Source organism: Vibrio sp. PSi01, from assembly GCF_054960695.1.
In genome coordinates this window covers 1-18250 of record NZ_JBHNYN010000031.1, presented here as the reverse complement: position 1 = coordinate 18250, position 18250 = coordinate 1, and the positions used below count along the sequence as shown (strand labels likewise).

General features: G+C 44.2%; 12 protein-coding genes and 5 tRNA genes. 6 read left to right on the top strand and 11 right to left on the bottom strand.

All coding sequences use genetic code 11. The annotated features are described in order from the left end of the window. Positions 1-55: 55 nt before the first annotated feature. The 9 genes from ACFI6G_RS21790 to ACFI6G_RS21750 form a co-directional block, all read right to left on the bottom strand. Entirely contained in the window at positions 56-994 is a 939-nt protein-coding gene (locus tag ACFI6G_RS21790; RefSeq protein WP_010433417.1) for an ABC transporter permease, read from the bottom strand. Positions 995-996: 2 nt separating this feature from the next. Beyond that, positions 997-1974 (bottom strand): ABC transporter permease, encoded by a 978-nt coding sequence (locus ACFI6G_RS21785; protein ID WP_010433413.1) that lies wholly within the window; start codon positions 1972-1974, stop codon positions 997-999. A gap of 182 nt (positions 1975-2156) precedes the next feature. Further along, positions 2157-3710, bottom strand: a complete 1554-nt coding sequence (locus tag ACFI6G_RS21780) for an ABC transporter substrate-binding protein (RefSeq protein WP_462710469.1) — start codon at positions 3708-3710, stop codon at positions 2157-2159. A 94-nt stretch (positions 3711-3804) separates the two neighbouring features. Continuing rightward, the gene (locus ACFI6G_RS21775; RefSeq protein WP_010433407.1) at positions 3805-5532 is read right to left on the bottom strand and encodes a dipeptide ABC transporter ATP-binding protein; all 1728 of its coding nucleotides are present in this window, start codon (positions 5530-5532) and stop codon (positions 3805-3807) included. 1136 nt (positions 5533-6668) lie between these two features. Next, positions 6669-6745, bottom strand: a tRNA-Pro gene (locus tag ACFI6G_RS21770). Between the two features lie 55 nt (positions 6746-6800). Beyond that, positions 6801-6876: transfer RNA gene (locus ACFI6G_RS21765), tRNA-His, on the bottom strand. A 45-nt stretch (positions 6877-6921) separates the two neighbouring features. Next, positions 6922-6998 (bottom strand) — tRNA-Pro (locus ACFI6G_RS21760). A gap of 77 nt (positions 6999-7075) precedes the next feature. After that, positions 7076-7151 (bottom strand) — tRNA-His (locus ACFI6G_RS21755). 48 nt (positions 7152-7199) lie between these two features. Further along, positions 7200-7276, bottom strand: a tRNA-Arg gene (locus ACFI6G_RS21750). A 297-nt stretch (positions 7277-7573) separates the two neighbouring features. Here ACFI6G_RS21750 and ACFI6G_RS21745 point away from each other — a divergent pair. Beyond that, positions 7574-7987 (top strand): c-type cytochrome, encoded by a 414-nt coding sequence (locus ACFI6G_RS21745; protein WP_016788864.1) that lies wholly within the window; start codon positions 7574-7576, stop codon positions 7985-7987. Between the two features lie 95 nt (positions 7988-8082). On the opposite strand, the gene rep is transcribed toward ACFI6G_RS21745, so the two are convergent. Next, a complete protein-coding gene (rep, locus tag ACFI6G_RS21740) occupies positions 8083-10101 on the bottom strand; it encodes a DNA helicase Rep (protein ID WP_010433402.1) in 2019 nt (672 codons plus the stop codon). 180 nt (positions 10102-10281) lie between these two features. On the opposite strand from rep, the gene ACFI6G_RS21735 reads away from it, so the two are divergent. From ACFI6G_RS21735 to ubiK, 4 genes are all read left to right on the top strand, one after another. Further along, on the top strand, positions 10282-10863 hold the full coding sequence (locus tag ACFI6G_RS21735; RefSeq protein WP_010433399.1) for a TetR/AcrR family transcriptional regulator: 582 nt from the start codon (positions 10282-10284) through the stop codon (positions 10861-10863). Positions 10864-10881: 18 nt separating this feature from the next. Next, positions 10882-11988: an efflux RND transporter periplasmic adaptor subunit gene (locus ACFI6G_RS21730; RefSeq protein ID WP_010433397.1), complete on the top strand. Its 1107-nt coding sequence runs from the start codon at positions 10882-10884 to the stop codon at positions 11986-11988. An 11-nt stretch (positions 11989-11999) separates the two neighbouring features. Next, the gene (locus ACFI6G_RS21725; RefSeq protein ID WP_016784112.1) at positions 12000-15122 is read left to right on the top strand and encodes a multidrug efflux RND transporter permease subunit; all 3123 of its coding nucleotides are present in this window, start codon (positions 12000-12002) and stop codon (positions 15120-15122) included. Between the two features lie 119 nt (positions 15123-15241). Beyond that, positions 15242-15493, top strand: a complete 252-nt coding sequence (gene ubiK / locus ACFI6G_RS21720; RefSeq protein ID WP_010433394.1) for a ubiquinone biosynthesis accessory factor UbiK — start codon at positions 15242-15244, stop codon at positions 15491-15493. A gap of 159 nt (positions 15494-15652) precedes the next feature. Here ubiK and ilvC read toward each other — a convergent pair whose 3' ends face one another. Then, a complete protein-coding gene (gene ilvC, locus ACFI6G_RS21715) occupies positions 15653-17137 on the bottom strand; it encodes a ketol-acid reductoisomerase (RefSeq protein ID WP_010433392.1) in 1485 nt (494 codons plus the stop codon). Positions 17138-17283: 146 nt separating this feature from the next. On the opposite strand from ilvC, the gene ilvY reads away from it, so the two are divergent. Then, positions 17284-18174 (top strand): HTH-type transcriptional activator IlvY, encoded by an 891-nt coding sequence (ilvY, locus tag ACFI6G_RS21710; RefSeq protein ID WP_010433390.1) that lies wholly within the window; start codon positions 17284-17286, stop codon positions 18172-18174. Positions 18175-18250 lie beyond the last annotated feature (76 nt).

Below are 18250 nucleotides of genomic sequence, written 5' to 3'. Positions count from 1 at the left end.
ATTGCTTACGGCTCTTAGTTTAGTGACTTTTTTTGCTAAAAATCAAACCGAGCTATCACCCTTTATAAATTTTAGGGTTAAACACGTCACGTAACCAGTCGCCTAGTAGGTTAATAACTAGAACTAATGTTACCAAAAGCACACCAGGAAATGCTGTGATCCACCATGCTCCTGAGAAAATGTAGTTAAAACCAGTACTGATTAGGGCACCCAGTGACGGTTGGTCTACCGGAAGGCCTAAACCTAGGAAAGAAAGTGCCGCTTCTGACATGATGGCATTTGCCACTTGTACCGTAGAGATAACCAAGATCGGTGATAAACAGTTCGGTAGAATATGACGGAACATGATGCGAGGCGCTCTAAAGCCCATCACACGTGCCGCTTCAACATATTCTTTCTTCTTCTCTGCCAATACCGATGCACGAATGGTACGAGCATACTGCGGCCATTCTGCAATACCGATGATCACCACCAGCATAACAACGGCATATTGCGCGTAGAAGTCACTGCCGAAACTTGCCTTAAAGATGGCTGAGACAATGATCGCAACCATCATGGTTGAGAATGAAAGTTGAACATCAGCAAAACGCATCAGGAAGCTATCAATACGACCACCGAAGTAACCCGCAGACAAACCGATAATGATACCGAGAGTCAACTGAAGGCCAACCGCTAAGAAACCAATGGTCAGTGATAAGCGGGAGCCGTAAAGCATAGTCGATAAGATGTCACGACCTTGCTCGTCAGTACCCAGTAAGAAACGTTCTTCACCGTCTTCCATCCAAGATGGTGGCAGTTCTGAATCCATGATATCGATAGACGTCACGTCGTATGGGTCGATTGGGGCTAAAATCGGTGCCGCTAATGCCATCACAAGGAAGGCGGCGAAGATGGCGAAGCTGAACATAGCCACTTTATCGCGTAAGAAGTAGTACAGAATGTCTGACTGCTTGAATCGCTCCCAACGAGATGGAGCTGTTGTTGTTTGTTCCATGATTATGCTCCTTTCCCTGTAATGTTCACTGTTGGGTTAATGATGCCGTAAAGCAAATCAACAATGGTGTTCGTTACTACGAAGATCAAGCCAACGAAGATAACGTATGCGGTAATCAGTGGTGTATCCACTCGGTTAATCGCTTCAAGGAATAGGAAGCCGGTGCCCGGCCACTGGAATACAGTTTCAGTAAGAATGGTGTAAGCCACCATAGTACCGATTTGAACACCACCTACCGTTAGTACAGGTAACATTGTGTTCTTCAAAGCGTGTTGGTAGTAAATCTTGTTCAGCGCTAGGCCTTTTGCTTTACCAAACTTGATGTATTCAGAACTAAGAACCTCTAGCATTTCAGAACGCACTAGACGAATGAACAGCGGCAGCATGATAGATGCCAAAGCAATACTCGGCAGAACTAAGTGTGCAAGGCCATCTAGTGTTAAGAAGCCAGACTCCCAACCAAACCAGTTTGCAGTCTCACCACGTCCAAATGATGGCAGCCAACCTAGCTCGATAGAGAACACATACATCAGCATGATTGCAGTTAAGAAAACAGGCACAGAGATACCGATACTACTACCGGCCATCACAAGCTTAGTGAAGAAACTTTTTGGGTGTATTGCAGAATAAACGCCTAATGGAATCGACAGACAAACAATGATCAGAGAAGCACCGAACACGAGCTCCAGTGTCGCGACCAGTTTATCTAGAATTACGTCCACAGCAGGGCGTTTAAAGAAATATGAAGTACCAAGATCACCTTGTAGGGCTGCGCCTATAAAGCGAGAGTATTTTGTAACGAAGGGATCATTTAAGCCGAGTTCATCACGTAGCGCTTGACGCTCCGACTCTGAAACAGATTGACCGACTAACTCACGTAACGGGTCGCCCAGGTTATCCTGAATGGCAAACGCCACCAAACTGATCACAAACATCACTATCAGTGCCTGAAACAGGCGCTTGACCAGAAACGTAACCATTCCTTGCCCCTTATCTATCCATGACTATCTAATCGAAATCCGCGATTAGACAACAAAAAAATTCAGTCTTAAAAAAGGTATTTAGCCAGACTGAAGGAAGACCAAATACCGAAACTTAAATCTATATCTTAATAATATTGAGAGCCTGAAAAACTTCAGGCTCTCGATTCTAGCAAGCTAGATTATTTTACAACTAGGTCGCCGAAGTAAGGCATAACCATTGGGTTTACGATGTCTGCAGCACCAACGTTAGACTTCGCGCCCCACGCTTCACTTTGCCAGTGTAGAGGTACGAATACTGCATCGTTGTAAAGTGTTGCTTCAACGCCTTTCAGCATCTTAGAACGCTTAACTGGATCAGTTTCTGTGTTAGAAGCTTCTACAATCCCATCCATTTCTGGGTTTGAGTAGCCAGAACAGTTGTATTGACCACGACCAGTCTCTTCGTTACGAGTCATTGTTAGAAACTCATTGAAGTTCGCTGAATCTTCTGTGTCTGAGTGCCAACCGATCATCATCATGTCTGCTGAACATAGGTCAAACTCAGGCCAGTACTGTGCTTTAGGCATCGTCTTAAGATCAACTTTGATACCAATCTTAGACAGCATTGCCGCAGACGCTTGCGCTACTTTCGCATCGTTCACGTAACGGTTGTTAGGCGCTGCCATAGTTAGTGTAAAGCCATCTTCGTAGCCCGCTTCTTTCATCAGCTCTTTCGCTTTTTTCAGATCGTAACGAGGAACTAGATCTTCGTTGTGACCCGCGTAGCCTGTTGGGCTTTGCTGACCAGCAGCTGTCGCGAAACCTTTCATGATTTTCTTAACAATACCTTCATTGTTAATCGCATGAACGATTGCTTGACGAACACGCACATCTTTCAGTGCTTCGTTGCTGTTTTGGTTCATTTGGAACGTAATGATACGAGTACCAGGTAGCGTTACTAGATCGATATTCTTAGCGTTCTTAACACGCTTGTGATCGTTTGGTGCTACAGGGTGAATCATATCTACATCGCCAGAAAGAAGTGCTGCAACACGCGTTGCGTCTTCTTTGATTGGCACAAGTGTTAGCTTGTCTACGTTACCATCCGTTTCTGTATCCCAGTAATCATTGAAACGCTCGAACGTAACTTTAACGCCTTGCTCACGTTGCGTAACGATGAATGGACCAGTACCTGAAACATTAGTCGAAGCAAACGAATTACCGTGCTTAACTAGTTCAGACTTGTCATTACCTTCAGCTGTTTGGCCTGAGTAGAACTTGCTGTCCATTGGGAAGATGTAAGTTGCTGTTTGTAGTACTAGTGGGTAAGCCGCTTTTGATACTAGCTCAACTGTATAGTCATCCACTTTTACCATTTTCTCGTATGGCGTGAAGATAGACTTAAAGTCTGGAGAAGCTTGTAGACGTTCAAAAGTCCACACAACATCATCAGCTGTCAGTTCGTTACCAGAGTGGAATTTCACACCTTTACGTAGGTTGAAACGGAAAGTCGTTTCATCAACACGCTCCCAGCTAGATGCTAGGCGGCCTTCAAAATCCATCTCTTGTGTAAAACGTACTAGAGGGTCAAACACCATGTGAGACATTTGCAGTGTGCCACCAGACAGCTGCTCGTGCGGATCAAGTGATACTGGGTCAGCTGCGTAGCCAACGGTAATATCTGCTGCTGCTGCACTAAAGCTTAGGCCAGCTGCCATCAAAGCTACTGCTAATTTGCTTTTCATGGTTTTCATTGCATAACTCCTTCATGCGGGAATCCAGATCCCTAGTTGTTGTATTTGCGTCTGTTTATTGTTTTTAGCAAGCTAAACTCCAGCCTGCTGATTTTTATACTGCGGCTTTTGCCACTGCTTTTTCTTCTCTTAAGCCCGTAAACTCAGGCATTAAAGAAATTAGGTGCTTACTGTATTCATGCTGAGGCGATTGGAATAACTGCTCAGTTGGCGCAACTTCCAATAGTTCGCCCATTTGCATCACGCCAACACGATCACACATTTGACGAATAACCGGTAAATCATGACTGATGAACAGCATAGTCAGATTGAGCTCGTCTTGCAGGTCTTTCAATAGATTAAGGATTTGAGCCTGTACTGACACATCCAGCGCCGAGGTAGGTTCATCACAAATCAGAAGACGAGGACGAGTTGCCAGAGCGCGAGCAATAGAGATACGCTGACGTTGGCCACCTGAGAATTCGTGCGGGTACTTAACCCCTGCCATTTGGCCCAAACCAACGTGATCGAGCAGGTCGTTAACGATCTGACGAGTTTCATTTTCGTTGCGAGTTAGCTTATGGAAACGGATAGGTTCAGCAATGATGTCGAATATCTTCATTCGAGGGTTCATTGATGTATACGGATTTTGGAAAACCATCTGCATTTGGCGACGCATAGGGCGACGCTCTTTTTCAGATTTAAGACCGGTAAGGTCAATACCTTCAAAGGTTACCTTGCCTGAGTTCGGTGCGTATAAGCCAGCAATCACACGAGCAATCGTTGATTTACCCGAACCAGATTCACCCACCAAACCAAACGTCTCACCTTCATGCACTTCAAAGCTGACGTTGTTTGACGCTTGAACATATTCACGACGGCTTTCGAAGAATGAATCTTTAGTCGTAAAACGTAAGTTCACGTTTTCAACGTTCAACAAAGGCCCCGTGTAATCACGGTGATCTTGGCTTTGGCCCAACCAGTGGTTTTTCACATCCAGTGGTTCCATCTCGTGTGCTTCTTCGATGTAACTCACTGTAGGGAAACGATCGAGTTTACGATCTGAACGCGGAACCGCTGAAATAAGGCTGTGTGTGTATGGATGCTCAGGAGTGCCAAGGACTTTCGCCGTTGGGCCAAACTCAACCAAATCACCACGATACATCACGGCTACACGATCGGTTACGTTAGATACAACACCCATATCGTGCGTGACCAACATACAACCTACGTTCTTCTTAATACATAGGTCGCGAATCAAACCCAAGATCTGATCTTGGATAGAAACATCCAGTGCGGTTGTTGGTTCATCTGCGATGATTAAGTCAGGTTCACCTGCCAATGCGATCGCGATAACAACACGCTGACGCATACCGCCAGAAAACTGGTGTGGGTACTGCTTTAAACGGTTTTCTGGTTGTGGGATACCCACTTGGTTCATCAAGTCTAGTGAACGCTGGTAGGCTTCTTGATCCGAAACCTTCATGTTGGCATGAATCGTCTCTTTTAACTGCTGTTCTACTGTGAATAGAGGGTTAAGAGAAGTCATTGGGTCTTGGAAGATAAATCCAATCTTTGAGCCGCGAACAGAGCGCATCTGCTCAGGAGATAAACCCGAAACTTTTTCGCCATCCAGAAACACCTCGCCGCTAGCAATACGGCCAGGAGGGCTCAGTAAATCAATAACAGCATTACCCACTGTTGATTTACCTGCACCAGATTCGCCTACAACGCCAACGATCTCACCACGTTCAATGTTGAACGAAAGTGATTTAACTGCGGCGTGAACTCCATGACGAGATGGATATTCGATACGAAGATTTTTTACTTCTAAAAGTGACATTACCAGACCTCTACTGCTTTGGCAGCTTTCTGCCCTGTCTGCAAAATTGAATCCATTCTTACCAGAATATTGTTCTGATATTTTATACGGTTGACAATTTGGCAAATAATTCACAGAAAAGCAACAAAAATAGGATAAAAAGTCGACATTAAACGCCTGGCAAGCAAAAGCACTACATAACTATTCAAAAAAAGAGCATATAGTAATAAAAATCAACATCATACTCATGGTGAGAAATACTCACAAATCCCTTACTACAACTTACTTGTAGACTGAAACCAATCGTTCAAAGCAGATCTCACTATTAGTCATTTAAAACAAATAATTATTCCAAAAAACAATTAACACTATAGAAACAAATGCTAGATTATTTAAATAATACAAATAAAACAACTAGATACATAGTAATAAGCCACACTTTCCACCATCAAGATAAGTGTGATAAATGTAAAGTAGTAAAATAAGAGGCTTATAAAATTAGAGACGATTTTAGGCTATTTAATATGAAGAAATCTGTCAAATATAGACCTTAGAGAGCAAATCTAGGGTTAGATTTCTCTTTTCATAAAAACACTTAGACCAAACCCATTAGTTTGTCGAATTATTGAGCAATCAATTTATATAAAATTAGATATAGATCTAATGATTTTATAGAGAAAATATATTTATAAAGACGTAATAATTAAAGACATGACAGCATGCTCATTTAATACGAAAGTACATTTTACCAGTACGATCACAGACAATTTTTCGAAATAGGTAAGTTCATAACCTTAAATAGCAGGTTAATGAATAACGGCGCGGCAGGGCTTCCTGCGGACTGGCGATCCAGCCCTCTGGTCTCAAATGATCTAAATTCCAGGCGTAAAAAAGCCCCGTCATTTCTGACGCGGACGGCTAGTTGAGGCTTCTTAAGTGATCGGTGAAGAGACATTCTTTGAACATCAGGCAAACCCCACTTGGGTTCCAATCTAGTGATCTACAGATGAAAAAAAGCTCATCATTTCTGATGAGCTTTCTTAAAGGTGCTCGGTGAAGAAGGATTTGATACGACTGGGCTTCCAGCCCCCGAATACATCATTATCTTTTCTCCAGATAGAAAAAAAGCTCATCATTTCTGATGAGCTTTCTTAAGGTGGTCGGTGAAGAGGGATTCGAACCCCCGACCCTCTGGTCCCAAACCAGATGCGCTACCAAGCTGCGCTATTCACCGAGATGTTTCGTTTGATTTCTCAAACTGGAAACTTCAAAGAAGCTACCAAAATTAATGGGGTGGCTAACGAGATTCGAACTCGCGACCACCGGAATCACAATCCAGGGCTCTACCAACTGAGCTATAGCCACCACTAATTTTTTATATAACCACTTAACAAGCGATTATTGAAATAGTGGTCGGTGAAGAGGGATTCGAACCCCCGACCCTCTGGTCCCAAACCAGATGCGCTACCAAGCTGCGCTATTCACCGACTAGTTTTGTATCGATTCTTGGGAAGAATGAATCAACACTGGAAGCCGAAGCTACCGATATTTTGTAAAGAAAGAATGGGGTGGCTAACGAGATTCGAACTCGCGACCACCGGAATCACAATCCAGGGCTCTACCAACTGAGCTATAGCCACCATTATTTCTTTTTTGCCAATTCTCACTTACCGAAGTAAGAGACCGGATGGCGCGCCTGAAAGGATTCGAACCTTCGGCCTTTGGCTCCGGAGGCCAACGCTCTATCCAGCTGAGCTACAGGCGCATGCCCTGTCGGCGGAGTGGAATAATACGTATATCACCCAATGCCGTCTAGTACTTTTTTAACTTTTTTTTCTGTTTGGTCTCTTTTTCGACAGTTAATATGTGATAAACCCCTTATTTGAGTACTACAACCCGCTACAGCTTATAAGTTGTTGTTTATTGCAACAACTTATCGGGATATAATCACCCATTATTTACATTGGTTTAACAGTTGCTCTTTGCTGCTCAAATCAAAACACCCTTCCAACACTATAAATTGGTAAGCATGTACTTACCTTGGGAATGTAAAGTGAGTTTAATGGATATGTCTCGTCGAATTTTAAGCGTTGTCATCGCAGTTTTAACCTTTTCAACTGGTGCAATGGCTTCAGGCCTAAGCGAAGCAGAGCAAGATGCTATTGCTGAACGCATCAAACCAGTTGGCCAAGTATACCTAGTCGGCAGTGAGCCAGTAGTCGCGGAACCAACAGGCCCTCGTGATGGCGCAGCAGTTTACGGTACCTTTTGTATCGCTTGTCACGCATCTGGCGTAAGTGGCGCACCTAAAAAAGGCGATGCTGGTGATTGGGGTCCTCGTATTGCTCAAGGTCGCGATATTCTAGCGAATCACGCAATCAACGGCTTTAATGCAATGCCTGCGAAAGGTTCATGTATGGACTGTTCAGACGACGAAATCAAAGATGCTATCGAGCACATGATTGCCGGTCTGTAATTTACCGATCTGTAATTAAAAATGCCAAATTCAAAAAAGGTGACCTCATGGTCACCTTTTTATTGGTTTTTATATAGTGCTATTAAAGTAGATCATTATTTCTTATTGAACATCGCTCGAATATTCGCAATGTGCGCCTGCCCTTTTTCCATTCTTTCTTCAGCGGATTGAGGCTTCTTAACGCTTTCCCACTCCACATCATCATGCGGCAGTTCATCAAGAAAGCGACTTTGTGTTGGCTTAATCAATTCACCATATTGACGGCGTTCACGACACTTAGTAAAGGTCAGCTCTTTTTGCGCTCGAGTAATCCCTACGTACATAAGACGACGCTCTTCTTCTACGTTGCCTTCATCAACACTGGTTTGGTGCGGTAAAATACCCTCTTCTGCCCCCATCAGGAATACATATGGAAACTCTAGGCCTTTCGATGCATGCAGTGTCATTAATTGAACCTGGTCTGCATCGTCATCATCTTCCCCACGCTCCATCATGTCACGCAGTGTTAAACGTTGCACTACCTCGCGTAGGGTTTTCTCTTCCTTGTCGTAGTTGTCACCTTCAAGATCAGCCACTATCCAACTGTAAAGATCAGAGACGTTCTTCATTCGCATTTCAGCCGCTTTCGGGCTCGCCGAAGTTTCGTACAACCAATCTTCATAGTTAATGTCACGAACCAAAGAACGTACGGCCTCAACCGTATTACCACGCTCTGCATTATCCGAGATACGAACAATCCAGTCACCGAAACGGCGCAAGTTTTCTAGACCACGCCCCGTCAGCGTTTGCTCTAAGCCCATCTCAAAGCTGGCTTCAAACAAGCTCTTACCACGCATATTGGCGTAGCTGCCGAGTTTCTCTAAAGTAACCGGACCAATCTCACGACGTGGCGTGTTCACAATACGTAAAAACGCATTGTCATCATCTGGGTTCACCAACACACGTAAGTAAGCCATGATGTCTTTAATCTCAGCTCTAGCAAAGAAAGACGTACCACCAGAGATCTTGTAAGGCACACGGTTTTGCATCAAGGCTTTTTCAATCAAGCGAGATTGGTGATTACCACGGTAAAGCACTGCGTAATCTTTGTAATCTGTGCGATTCAAAAACTTGTGGGCAATGATCTCACCAGTAATACGTTCGGCTTCGTGCTCTTCATTCTTGGCATTCAGTACCTTGAGCTTTTCACCGTCCGGGATCTCTGAGAACAGTGATTTTTCATAAACGTGTGGGTTATTAGCGATCAAGATGTTCGCCGCACGCAAAATTCGACTGGTTGAACGATAGTTTTGCTCTAGTTTGATTAAACGAAGGTTCGGGTAATCCTCACCTAGCAAAACCAAGTTTTGCGGCTTTGCGCCACGCCATGAGTAAATAGATTGGTCATCATCACCTACTACCGTCAGACGACCACGTTCTCCCACCAATAAACGAACCAACTCATATTGACTGGTGTTGGTATCTTGATACTCATCGACCAGTAAATAGCGAATGCGAGACTGCCAGCGCTCACGGACTTCTTGATTAGTTTTCAGTAACAATACCGGCATCGCAATCAGATCATCAAAATCGAGCGCGTTGTATGCCTTCATCTGTTTCTGATACATCTCAAAACAGAATGCAAAAAGCTGTTCTTGTTCGCCTTGAGCTCGTGCTTTGGCCTGATCAGGCGTCAGCATGTCATTCTTCCAATTCGAAATGGTGCTCATTAAAGCGCGTAGTAGATCTTTGTCACCATCGATCTGCCTTTCGGTTAACTCTTTAAGTAAAGCTAACTGGTCCTGATCATCAAACAAAGAAAAGCCAGCTTTTAAACCCAATGCTTTGTATTCGCGGCGAATAATCGTCAAACCCATAGTGTGAAAGGTCGAAACGATCAGACCTTTTGATTCATTTTTACCTAGAGTTTGTCCTACACGCTCTTTCATTTCGCGTGCCGCTTTATTGGTAAAGGTTACCGCTGCAATATTACGAGCTTTGTAGCCACACTCTTGAACCAAGTAAGCAATCTTATTGGTGATAACACGTGTTTTTCCTGAACCAGCGCCTGCTAATACTAAACAGGGGCCAGAAACATACTTCACGGCTTCATCTTGTCTTGGATTCAGTTTCATTTGATTCTCAATTTGGTCTAGAGGGGCGAATTAAATTGCGCGCCTATAATAATGCTGCAATAGCACGAATGCTACGTTCTCTTATACAAGATTTTTACGTCATTTGTGTAAAACTTTGTTGCATAGATGTATGGTTCTTAGGCTATAATGAATGAACGTTCATTCACTGGTGATGGAAAGATGACAACTCATGCACCTCAGGATAAACGCCAACAAATACTTTCTGCTGCTGAAAAGCTCATTGCGGAGGTCGGTTTTCAAGGCCTTTCGATGCAAAAATTAGCCAAAGAAGCAGGGGTAGCTGCAGGCACTATCTATCGCTACTTCGATGATAAAGATCACTTGATCGATGATGTTCGAGTGCTCGTGACTCAACGAGTAGCTGATGCTGTTCAAGAAGGGGTTAATGATTCGGATCCAATTAAGCAACGCTATCGTACTATGTGGTTGAACATATGGAACTTAGCGGGAACGAACTTAGCCGCGATAAAAAATCGGGTTCAGTATGACTCTCTACCTATTACAAATAGCCTAAACTTCAGGGAACTGGAACGTAAAATGTTTGCCCAAGTTGAACTGCTATTTAATGAAGGTAAAGAGCAGGGACTGTTTAAACCGCTTGATAATGAAGTATTAAGCGGCTTGAGCTTAGCGGCTAGTGTCTCTCTAGCGCGAAAGCATTCTTTAGGATTTTACCAACTCGACGAGGCAGCACTAGAAGCTGCAATAGAAGCCAGTTGGGACGCAATAATTAAACACTAGATCGGAGTTTTGACCATAATGAAAAAGTGGACTTTCTTCATGTTATTCATCGCTGTATTGCTTTTTGGCAGCGTTATTGGATTCAACATGTTCAAACAACAAAAAATTGCTGAGTATATGGCCAACCGCCCTGAACCCGAGTTTCCCGTAACGGTAACTGAAGTTCAGCCGATCGACTGGGTTCCCGTAATTGAAGCTATCGGCTTCATCGAACCAAATCAAGGTGTGACACTAGCGAACGAAACCAGCGGTGTTATTGACCAAATTTCTTTCGAATCGGGTACTGATGTTAAGAGTGGTCAGCAACTGGTACGTCTTGATTCTGACGTAGAGAAAGCCAACCTTAAGAGTTCTGAAGCTCGTTTGCCTGCTGCGAAAGCAAAATACAAGCGTTACCAAGGTCTATTCAAGAAAGGCTCTATTTCTAAAGAAGCGTACGATGAAGCAGAAGCAAACTACTTCTCTCTATCTGCTGATATTGAAAGCCTAAAAGCCTCGATCGAACGCCGTGAAATTCGCGCACCTTTTGATGGCAAGGTTGGTATTCGTAACGTATACCTAGGTCAATACCTACAATCGGGTACCGATATCGTTCGTTTAGAAGACACCAGTGTCATGCGCCTACGCTTCACGGTTTCTCAAACCGATATCTCTCGCATTAATGTTGGCCAGGCTATCGACATCTTTGTTGATGCTTACCCAGAAAAACCGTTTGAAGGCTCTATCAGTGCTATTGAACCTGCAGTAAGCATCCAAAGTGGTCTTATTCAAGTTCAAGCGGATATTCCAAACAATGATGGCAAGCTTCGCAGTGGCATGTTCGCTCGCGCTAACATCATTCTTCCTAAACTAGAGAACCAAGTAACCCTGCCGCAAACGGCGATTACTTTCACTCTATACGGTGACAATGTTTACATCCTAACGGAAGAAGACGGCGTTCAACGTGTTGCTCAACATGTTGTGAAAGTTGGTGAACGTACAGCAGATATCGCACATATCCTTGAAGGCGTTAAAGCTGGCGATACGGTTGTAACTTCTGGCCAAGTACGTCTGAGTAACGGTGCCAAAGTTAAGATCGTAGAAAGTGATTCAATCACTCCACCATCTGAAACACCTAAGCTGTAACTGGAGGCCCAATGCGCTTTACTGATGTTTTTATTAAACGTCCAGTTCTAGCGGTATCCATCAGCTTTTTGATTGCGTTGCTTGGCTTACAAGCAATCTTCAAAATGCAGGTGCGTGAATACCCTGAAATGACGAATACCGTCGTAACCGTAACTACGAGTTACTACGGTGCAAGTGCCGATCTTATCCAAGGCTTTATCACCCAGCCCCTCGAGCAGGCTGTGGCCCAAGCGGATAACATCGACTATATGACTTCTTCTTCTGTACTCGGTAGCTCGACGATTACCGTGAACATGAAGTTGAACACAGACCCGAATGCGGCGCTGTCTGACATACTGGCCAAGACTAACTCGGTACGTTCTCAGCTTCCTAAAGAAGCCGAAGATCCAACCGTAACTATGTCTACCGGTTCAACAACGGCGGTACTCTACATTGGTTTTACCAGTGATGAGTTAGTGTCGAGCCAAATTACCGACTATCTAGAGCGAGTAATCAACCCGCAACTATTTACGGTAAATGGCGTATCTAAAGTTGACCTATATGGTGGTATGAAATACGCACTACGCGTGTGGCTAGACCCAGCTAAAATGGCAGCAGTAAACCTTACCGCAACTGACGTAATGGCGGTATTGGATGCGAATAACTACCAATCGGCGACAGGTCAAGCAACAGGTGAGTTTGTTCTTTATAACGGCAGTGCCGACACGCAAGTTTCGAACACTGAAGAGCTAGAGAACTTAGTCGTTAGAAGTGGTGAAGGTGAGATTATTCGCCTGTCTGACATCGCTAAGGTTTCTCTAGAGAAAAGCCACGATATTTACCGTGCAAGTGCCAACGGCCAAGAAGCGGTAGTTGCAGCAATTAACGCAGCACCAAGTGCAAACCCAATCAACATTGCCGCTGATGTACTCGAACTTCTCCCTCAGTTAGAGAAGAACTTGCCAAGTAACATTTCCATGAACGTGATGTATGACTCGACAATTGCGATTAACGAATCGATTCAAGAGGTTATAAAAACCATCCTTGAAGCTGCATTAATCGTATTGATCGTAATTACTCTGTTCTTAGGTTCGTTCCGTGCTGTACTGATCCCTATCGTTACTATCCCACTGTCTTTGATTGGTGTGGCAATGGTAATGCAGGCAATGGGCTTCTCTTGGAACCTGATGACACTACTGGCAATGGTGCTCGCCATCGGTCTGGTAGTAGATGATGCGATCGTGGTACTGGAAAACGTCGACCGACATATTAAGCTCGGGGAGTCACCTTTCCGTGCTGCGATCATCGGTACTCGTGAAATTGCGGTTCCTGTTATCGCAATGACCCTAACGCTAGGCGCAGTATACGCTCCAATCGCGATGATGGGTGGTATCACGGGCTCACTATTTAAAGAGTTTGCATTAACTCTAGCGGGTTCTGTTTTTGTATCAGGTATCGTGGCACTAACACTATCACCAATGATGTGTTCTAAAATGCTAAAAGCTCATGCTGAGCCAAGCAAGTTTGAACAGAAAGTACATAGCGTACTGGATGGCATGACGAACCGTTATGAGCGCATGCTTAGCGCGGTAATGAACCATCGCCCAGTATTCATTGGCTTTGCGGTGATCGTATTTGCAAGCTTACCAATGCTATTTAAGTTCATCCCAAGTGAGTTAGCACCTTCAGAAGATAAAGGTGTGATCATGTTGATGGGTACGGCGCCGTCGAACGCGAACTTAGACTTCATGCAAAATACCATGAACGACGTAAATAAGGTTCTGTCTGATCAGCCAGAAGTAGCTTACGCGCAGGTGTTCACAGGTGTTCCTAATGCAAACCAAGCGTTTGGTATTGCATCTATGGTGCCTTGGAGTGAGCGTGAAGCAAGTCAATCTGACGTAGCAACCCGCGTTGGTGGTTTGGTGAAAGATGTTCCTGGAATGGCAGTTACTGCATTCCAAATGCCTGAACTACCAGGTGCAGGTTCAGGTCTTCCAATTCAGTTTGTTATCACAACGCCAAACAGTTTTGAGAGCCTGTTCCAAATCACCACTGATATCTTGACTGATGTAGCGACAAACCCGCTGTTCGTATACTCGGATCTCGATCTGAACTATGACTCAGCAACGATGAAAGTACACATCGACAAGGACAAAGCGGGCGCATACGGCGTGACCATGCAAGATATCGGTATCACGCTTGGTACCATGATGTCAGATGGCTACGTAAACCGTATCGACTTGAATGGTCGTTCTTACGAGGTTATCCCTCAAGTTGAACGTAAATTCCGTTTGAACCCAGAATCGATGAATAACTACTACGTACGTGCTGCGGACGGTAATGCTGTACCACTTGGCAGTTTGATTACGATTGATGTTGTGGCAGAGCCTCGTTCTCTTCCTCACTTCAACCAATTGAACTCAGCTACGATTGGTGCGGTACCTGCTCCAGGCGCTGCAATGGGTGATGCAATTGCGTGGTTTGAAGACACGGCGGCGAATAAGCTACCAAGTGGCTATAACCACGATTACATGGGTGAAGCACGTCAATACGTAACTGAAGGTAGCGCGCTTTACGCGACCTTTGGTTTAGCACTGGCTATCATCTTCTTGGTACTGGCGATTCAATTCGAATCTCTTAAAGATCCATTGGTTATCATGGTATCTGTGCCACTTGCGATCTGTGGTGCCCTAATCGCTCTGGCTTGGGGTGCGGCAACGATGAATATCTACTCACAAGTAGGTTTAATCACCTTGGTCGGCCTGATTACCAAGCACGGTATCTTGATCTGTGAAGTTGCAAAAGAGGAACAGTTGCATCATCACAAGACTCGTATTGAAGCAGTAATGGAAGCTGCGAAGGTTCGTCTTCGTCCGATTCTAATGACAACAGCTGCGATGATCGCCGGCCTAATCCCACTGATGTACGCAAGTGGTGCGGGTGCGGCTCAGCGCTTTAGTATTGGTATCGTAATCGTAGCTGGTCTGGCGATTGGTACTATCTTCACGCTATTTGTACTGCCAGTGATTTACAGCTACTTGGCTGAAAAACACAAACCTCTACCTGTATTTGTTGAAGACAAAGACCTAGAAAAGCTAGCTCGCGTCGATGAAGCAAAAGCAGCACACAGAGAATTAGCTGATAATAAGTAATCGCTAAGTCGTATTAACAATAAAAAGGCTACTTCGGTGGCCTTTTTTTATACGCCATAGGCGACATCTCAAGTGTGATTAAATAGAATAGTGGTAAATATTCAGGAGTTTTAATTGATATGTTTGATCCAAAAAAACTAGAGCAGATTGCTAAGCAGATTCACGATTCTATGCCTCAACCAGTAAAAGAGCTTGGTTCAGACGTAGATCAAAAAGTTCGCCAGGTTATCCAAGGCCAACTAAACAAGCTAGACGTTGTGAGCCGTGAAGAATTTGATGTTCAAACACAAGTACTGCTTCGCACTCGCCAGAAGCTAACTGAAATGGAACAAAAGCTAGCTGATTTAGAAGCAAAGCTTTCAGACAAATAATAGCTCGTTTCCATCAGTTCAAGTTCGAATAAAGGCTTACCTTCGGGTAAGCCTTTATTTTTCCTCGACCTATCAAAACTTTACAAGCAAATAGTTGCGGGCATAAAAAAGCCCCGAACAAATGTTCAGGGCTATCTTTATCCAGTTATGAGCAGAAGATTAACCGCCTACAGCGATACGCTTCATGTCGCTCATGTAGCTACGTAGCTCTTCACCAATGTATTCTACAGGGTGGTTACGAATAGCTTCGTTTACTTCAATTAGCTTAGCGTTATCAACTTGGTTAGATGTTTCACCTAGACCACGGCCAATTACGTCTGTTGCAACTGAAGGCATGAACTTCTCACGTAGTAGCGGTGTTGCTACGTTAGCGAATAGGTAGTTACCGTACTCAGCAGTATCAGAAATTACAACGTTCATTTCGTAAAGACGCTTACGAGCAACCGTGTTTGCAATTAGTGGAAGCTCATGTAGAGATTCGTAGTAAGCAGACTCGTCGATGATGCCTGATGCCGTCATAGCTTCGAATGCTAGCTCAACACCGGCACGAACCATAGCAACCATTAGGATACCGTTGTCGAAATACTCTTGCTCTGAGATTTCTACGTCAGAAGCTGGGTAATTTTCGAATGCCGTTTCGCCTGTCTCTTCACGCCAGCCTAGTAGGTTCACGTCATCGTTCGCCCAGTCGGCCATCATTGTGCTAGAGAAGTGACCAGAGATGATGTCATCCATGTGCTTGTTGTAAAGCGGACGCATTAGGTCTTTAAGCTCTTCAGAAAGCTCAAACGCTTTAACTTTAGCTGGGTTAGATAGACGGTCCATCATGTGAGTTACGCCACCAAACTTCAGTGCTTCAGTGATCGTTTCCCAACCGTATTGTAGAAGTTTGCCTGCGTAGCCCGGTTCGATGCCATCAGCAATCATCTTCTCGTACGATACGATAGAACCTGCTTGTAGCATGCCACAAAGGATAGTTTGCTCGCCCATAAGGTCAGATTTAACTTCCGCTACGAAAGAAGACTCTAGGCAACCAGCACGGTGACCACCAGTACCTGCTGCCCAAGCTTTGGCGATATCCCAACCTTCGCCCTTAGGGTCGTTTTCTGGGTGAACAGCGATCAGTGTTGGAACACCAAAGCCACGCTTGTACTCTTCACGTACTTCAGAACCAGGACATTTAGGTGCAACCATTACAACCGTAAGATCATCACGTAGTTGCATGCCTTCTTCAACAACGTTAAAACCGTGAGAGTAACCAAGAGCAGCACCTTGCTTCATTAGAGGCATTACTGTTTCAACAACGTTTGTGTGTTGCTTATCAGGAGTAAGGTTGATTACTAGGTCTGCTTGAGGGATTAGCGTTTCGTAGCTACCCACAACAAAGCCGTTTTCATCAGCATTTTTGAATGATTGACGCTTTTCATCTATTGCTGCTTGGCGTAGAGCGTAAGATACGTCTAGACCAGAATCACGCATGTTTAGACCTTGGTTTAGGCCTTGAGCACCACAACCAACAATTACGATTTTCTTACCTTCAAGATACTCAGCTTCTGTCGCGAATTCTTCACGATCCATAAAGCGGCAACGACCCAATTGGTCAAGTTGTTCACGAAGGTTTAATGTATTGAAATAGTTAGCCATTCTAGGGCACTCCTTTAAAAATAAGTCCGTAAGGTCGATATCTCTCTATCGAATGACTTCATACTAAAACAGACACTCCGTTGCTGAAAGTGATATATTCACAATTAGTTATTGCAATAAATGCAACATGGAAACGATCGCAGAACATGAACATAAAATCTCTACAATTATTTATACATTTATGTGATAGCAAGAGTTTCAGCAAAACCGCTGCTGCTATGCACGTCAGTCCTTCAGCGCTGAGTCGTCAGGTACAAAAACTAGAAGAGGAGACGGGGCAAGAATTGCTTATCAGAGATAACCGCAGCGTTGATCTCACCCCAGCAGGCAAACACCTATTACCTGTTGCATTGAGCATTGTTGGAGAGTGGCAGCAATATAACCTTCATCTAAAGGGTGGAGAGCAGGAACTTAAAGGAGAAATTCGTATATTTTGCTCAGTAACGGCTAGTTATAGTCATCTTCCTGAGCTAATAACTGAATTCAGGGCAATTCATCCCTATATTGAGTTTAAGCTCTCTACCGGTGATCCAGCACAATCCATCGACAAGATACTGAATGATGAGGCGGATATCGCTATTTCAGCTAAACCTGACATTTTGCCTTCAAGATTAGAGTTCGAGACCATCAGCGATATTCCACTGTCAGTCATCATTCCATCTGGCGTGAGTAGCTTTAGCCAGCAACTGCAATCAGATAAGCCCAACTGGAATGAAGTACCCTTTATCATCCCGGAAGCAGGGACAGCCCGAGAACGTGCAAACGCATGGTTCAAAAAGATGAAGATAAAGCCGAACATTTATGCTCAAGTTTCAGGGCATGAAGCGATCGTCAGTATGGTTGCTCTTGGTTGTGGAGTGGGTATTGCACCAGATGTCGTCATCAACAACAGTCCTGTACGAGACAAAGTAGACCGCTTAAAGATAGAGCCAATCAAACCATTTGAGTTAGGTGTGTGTTGTAAGCGCTCTCAGCTAGATAACCCTCTAATAAGAGCATTCTGGCAAGTTGCAGAGGGCAAATATTTAACAGACTAGCAATAATAAGGTTCAAGTAAACAAAAAGAGAAGGGCACGTCAGTGCTCTTCTCTTTTTGTTTATATTACATATAAG

Bases quoted from the DNA above. Each gene is read 5' to 3' on its own strand.
- ACFI6G_RS21790 (WP_010433417.1), bottom strand. From the start codon at position 994: ATGGAACAAACAACAACAGCTCCATCTCGTTGGGAGCGATTCAAGCAG.
- ACFI6G_RS21785 (WP_010433413.1), bottom strand. From the start codon at position 1,974: ATGGTTACGTTTCTGGTCAAGCGCCTGTTTCAGGCACTGATAGTGATG.
- ACFI6G_RS21780 (WP_462710469.1), bottom strand. From the start codon at position 3,710: ATGAAAACCATGAAAAGCAAATTAGCAGTAGCTTTGATGGCAGCTGGC.
- ACFI6G_RS21775 (WP_010433407.1), bottom strand. From the start codon at position 5,532: ATGTCACTTTTAGAAGTAAAAAATCTTCGTATCGAATATCCATCTCGT.
- ACFI6G_RS21745 (WP_016788864.1), top strand. From the start codon at position 7,574: ATGGATATGTCTCGTCGAATTTTAAGCGTTGTCATCGCAGTTTTAACC.
- rep (WP_010433402.1), bottom strand. From the start codon at position 10,101: ATGAAACTGAATCCAAGACAAGATGAAGCCGTGAAGTATGTTTCTGGC.
- ACFI6G_RS21735 (WP_010433399.1), top strand. From the start codon at position 10,282: ATGACAACTCATGCACCTCAGGATAAACGCCAACAAATACTTTCTGCT.
- ACFI6G_RS21730 (WP_010433397.1), top strand. From the start codon at position 10,882: ATGAAAAAGTGGACTTTCTTCATGTTATTCATCGCTGTATTGCTTTTT.
- ACFI6G_RS21725 (WP_016784112.1), top strand. From the start codon at position 12,000: ATGCGCTTTACTGATGTTTTTATTAAACGTCCAGTTCTAGCGGTATCC.
- ubiK (WP_010433394.1), top strand. From the start codon at position 15,242: ATGTTTGATCCAAAAAAACTAGAGCAGATTGCTAAGCAGATTCACGAT.
- ilvC (WP_010433392.1), bottom strand. From the start codon at position 17,137: ATGGCTAACTATTTCAATACATTAAACCTTCGTGAACAACTTGACCAA.
- ilvY (WP_010433390.1), top strand. From the start codon at position 17,284: ATGAACATAAAATCTCTACAATTATTTATACATTTATGTGATAGCAAG.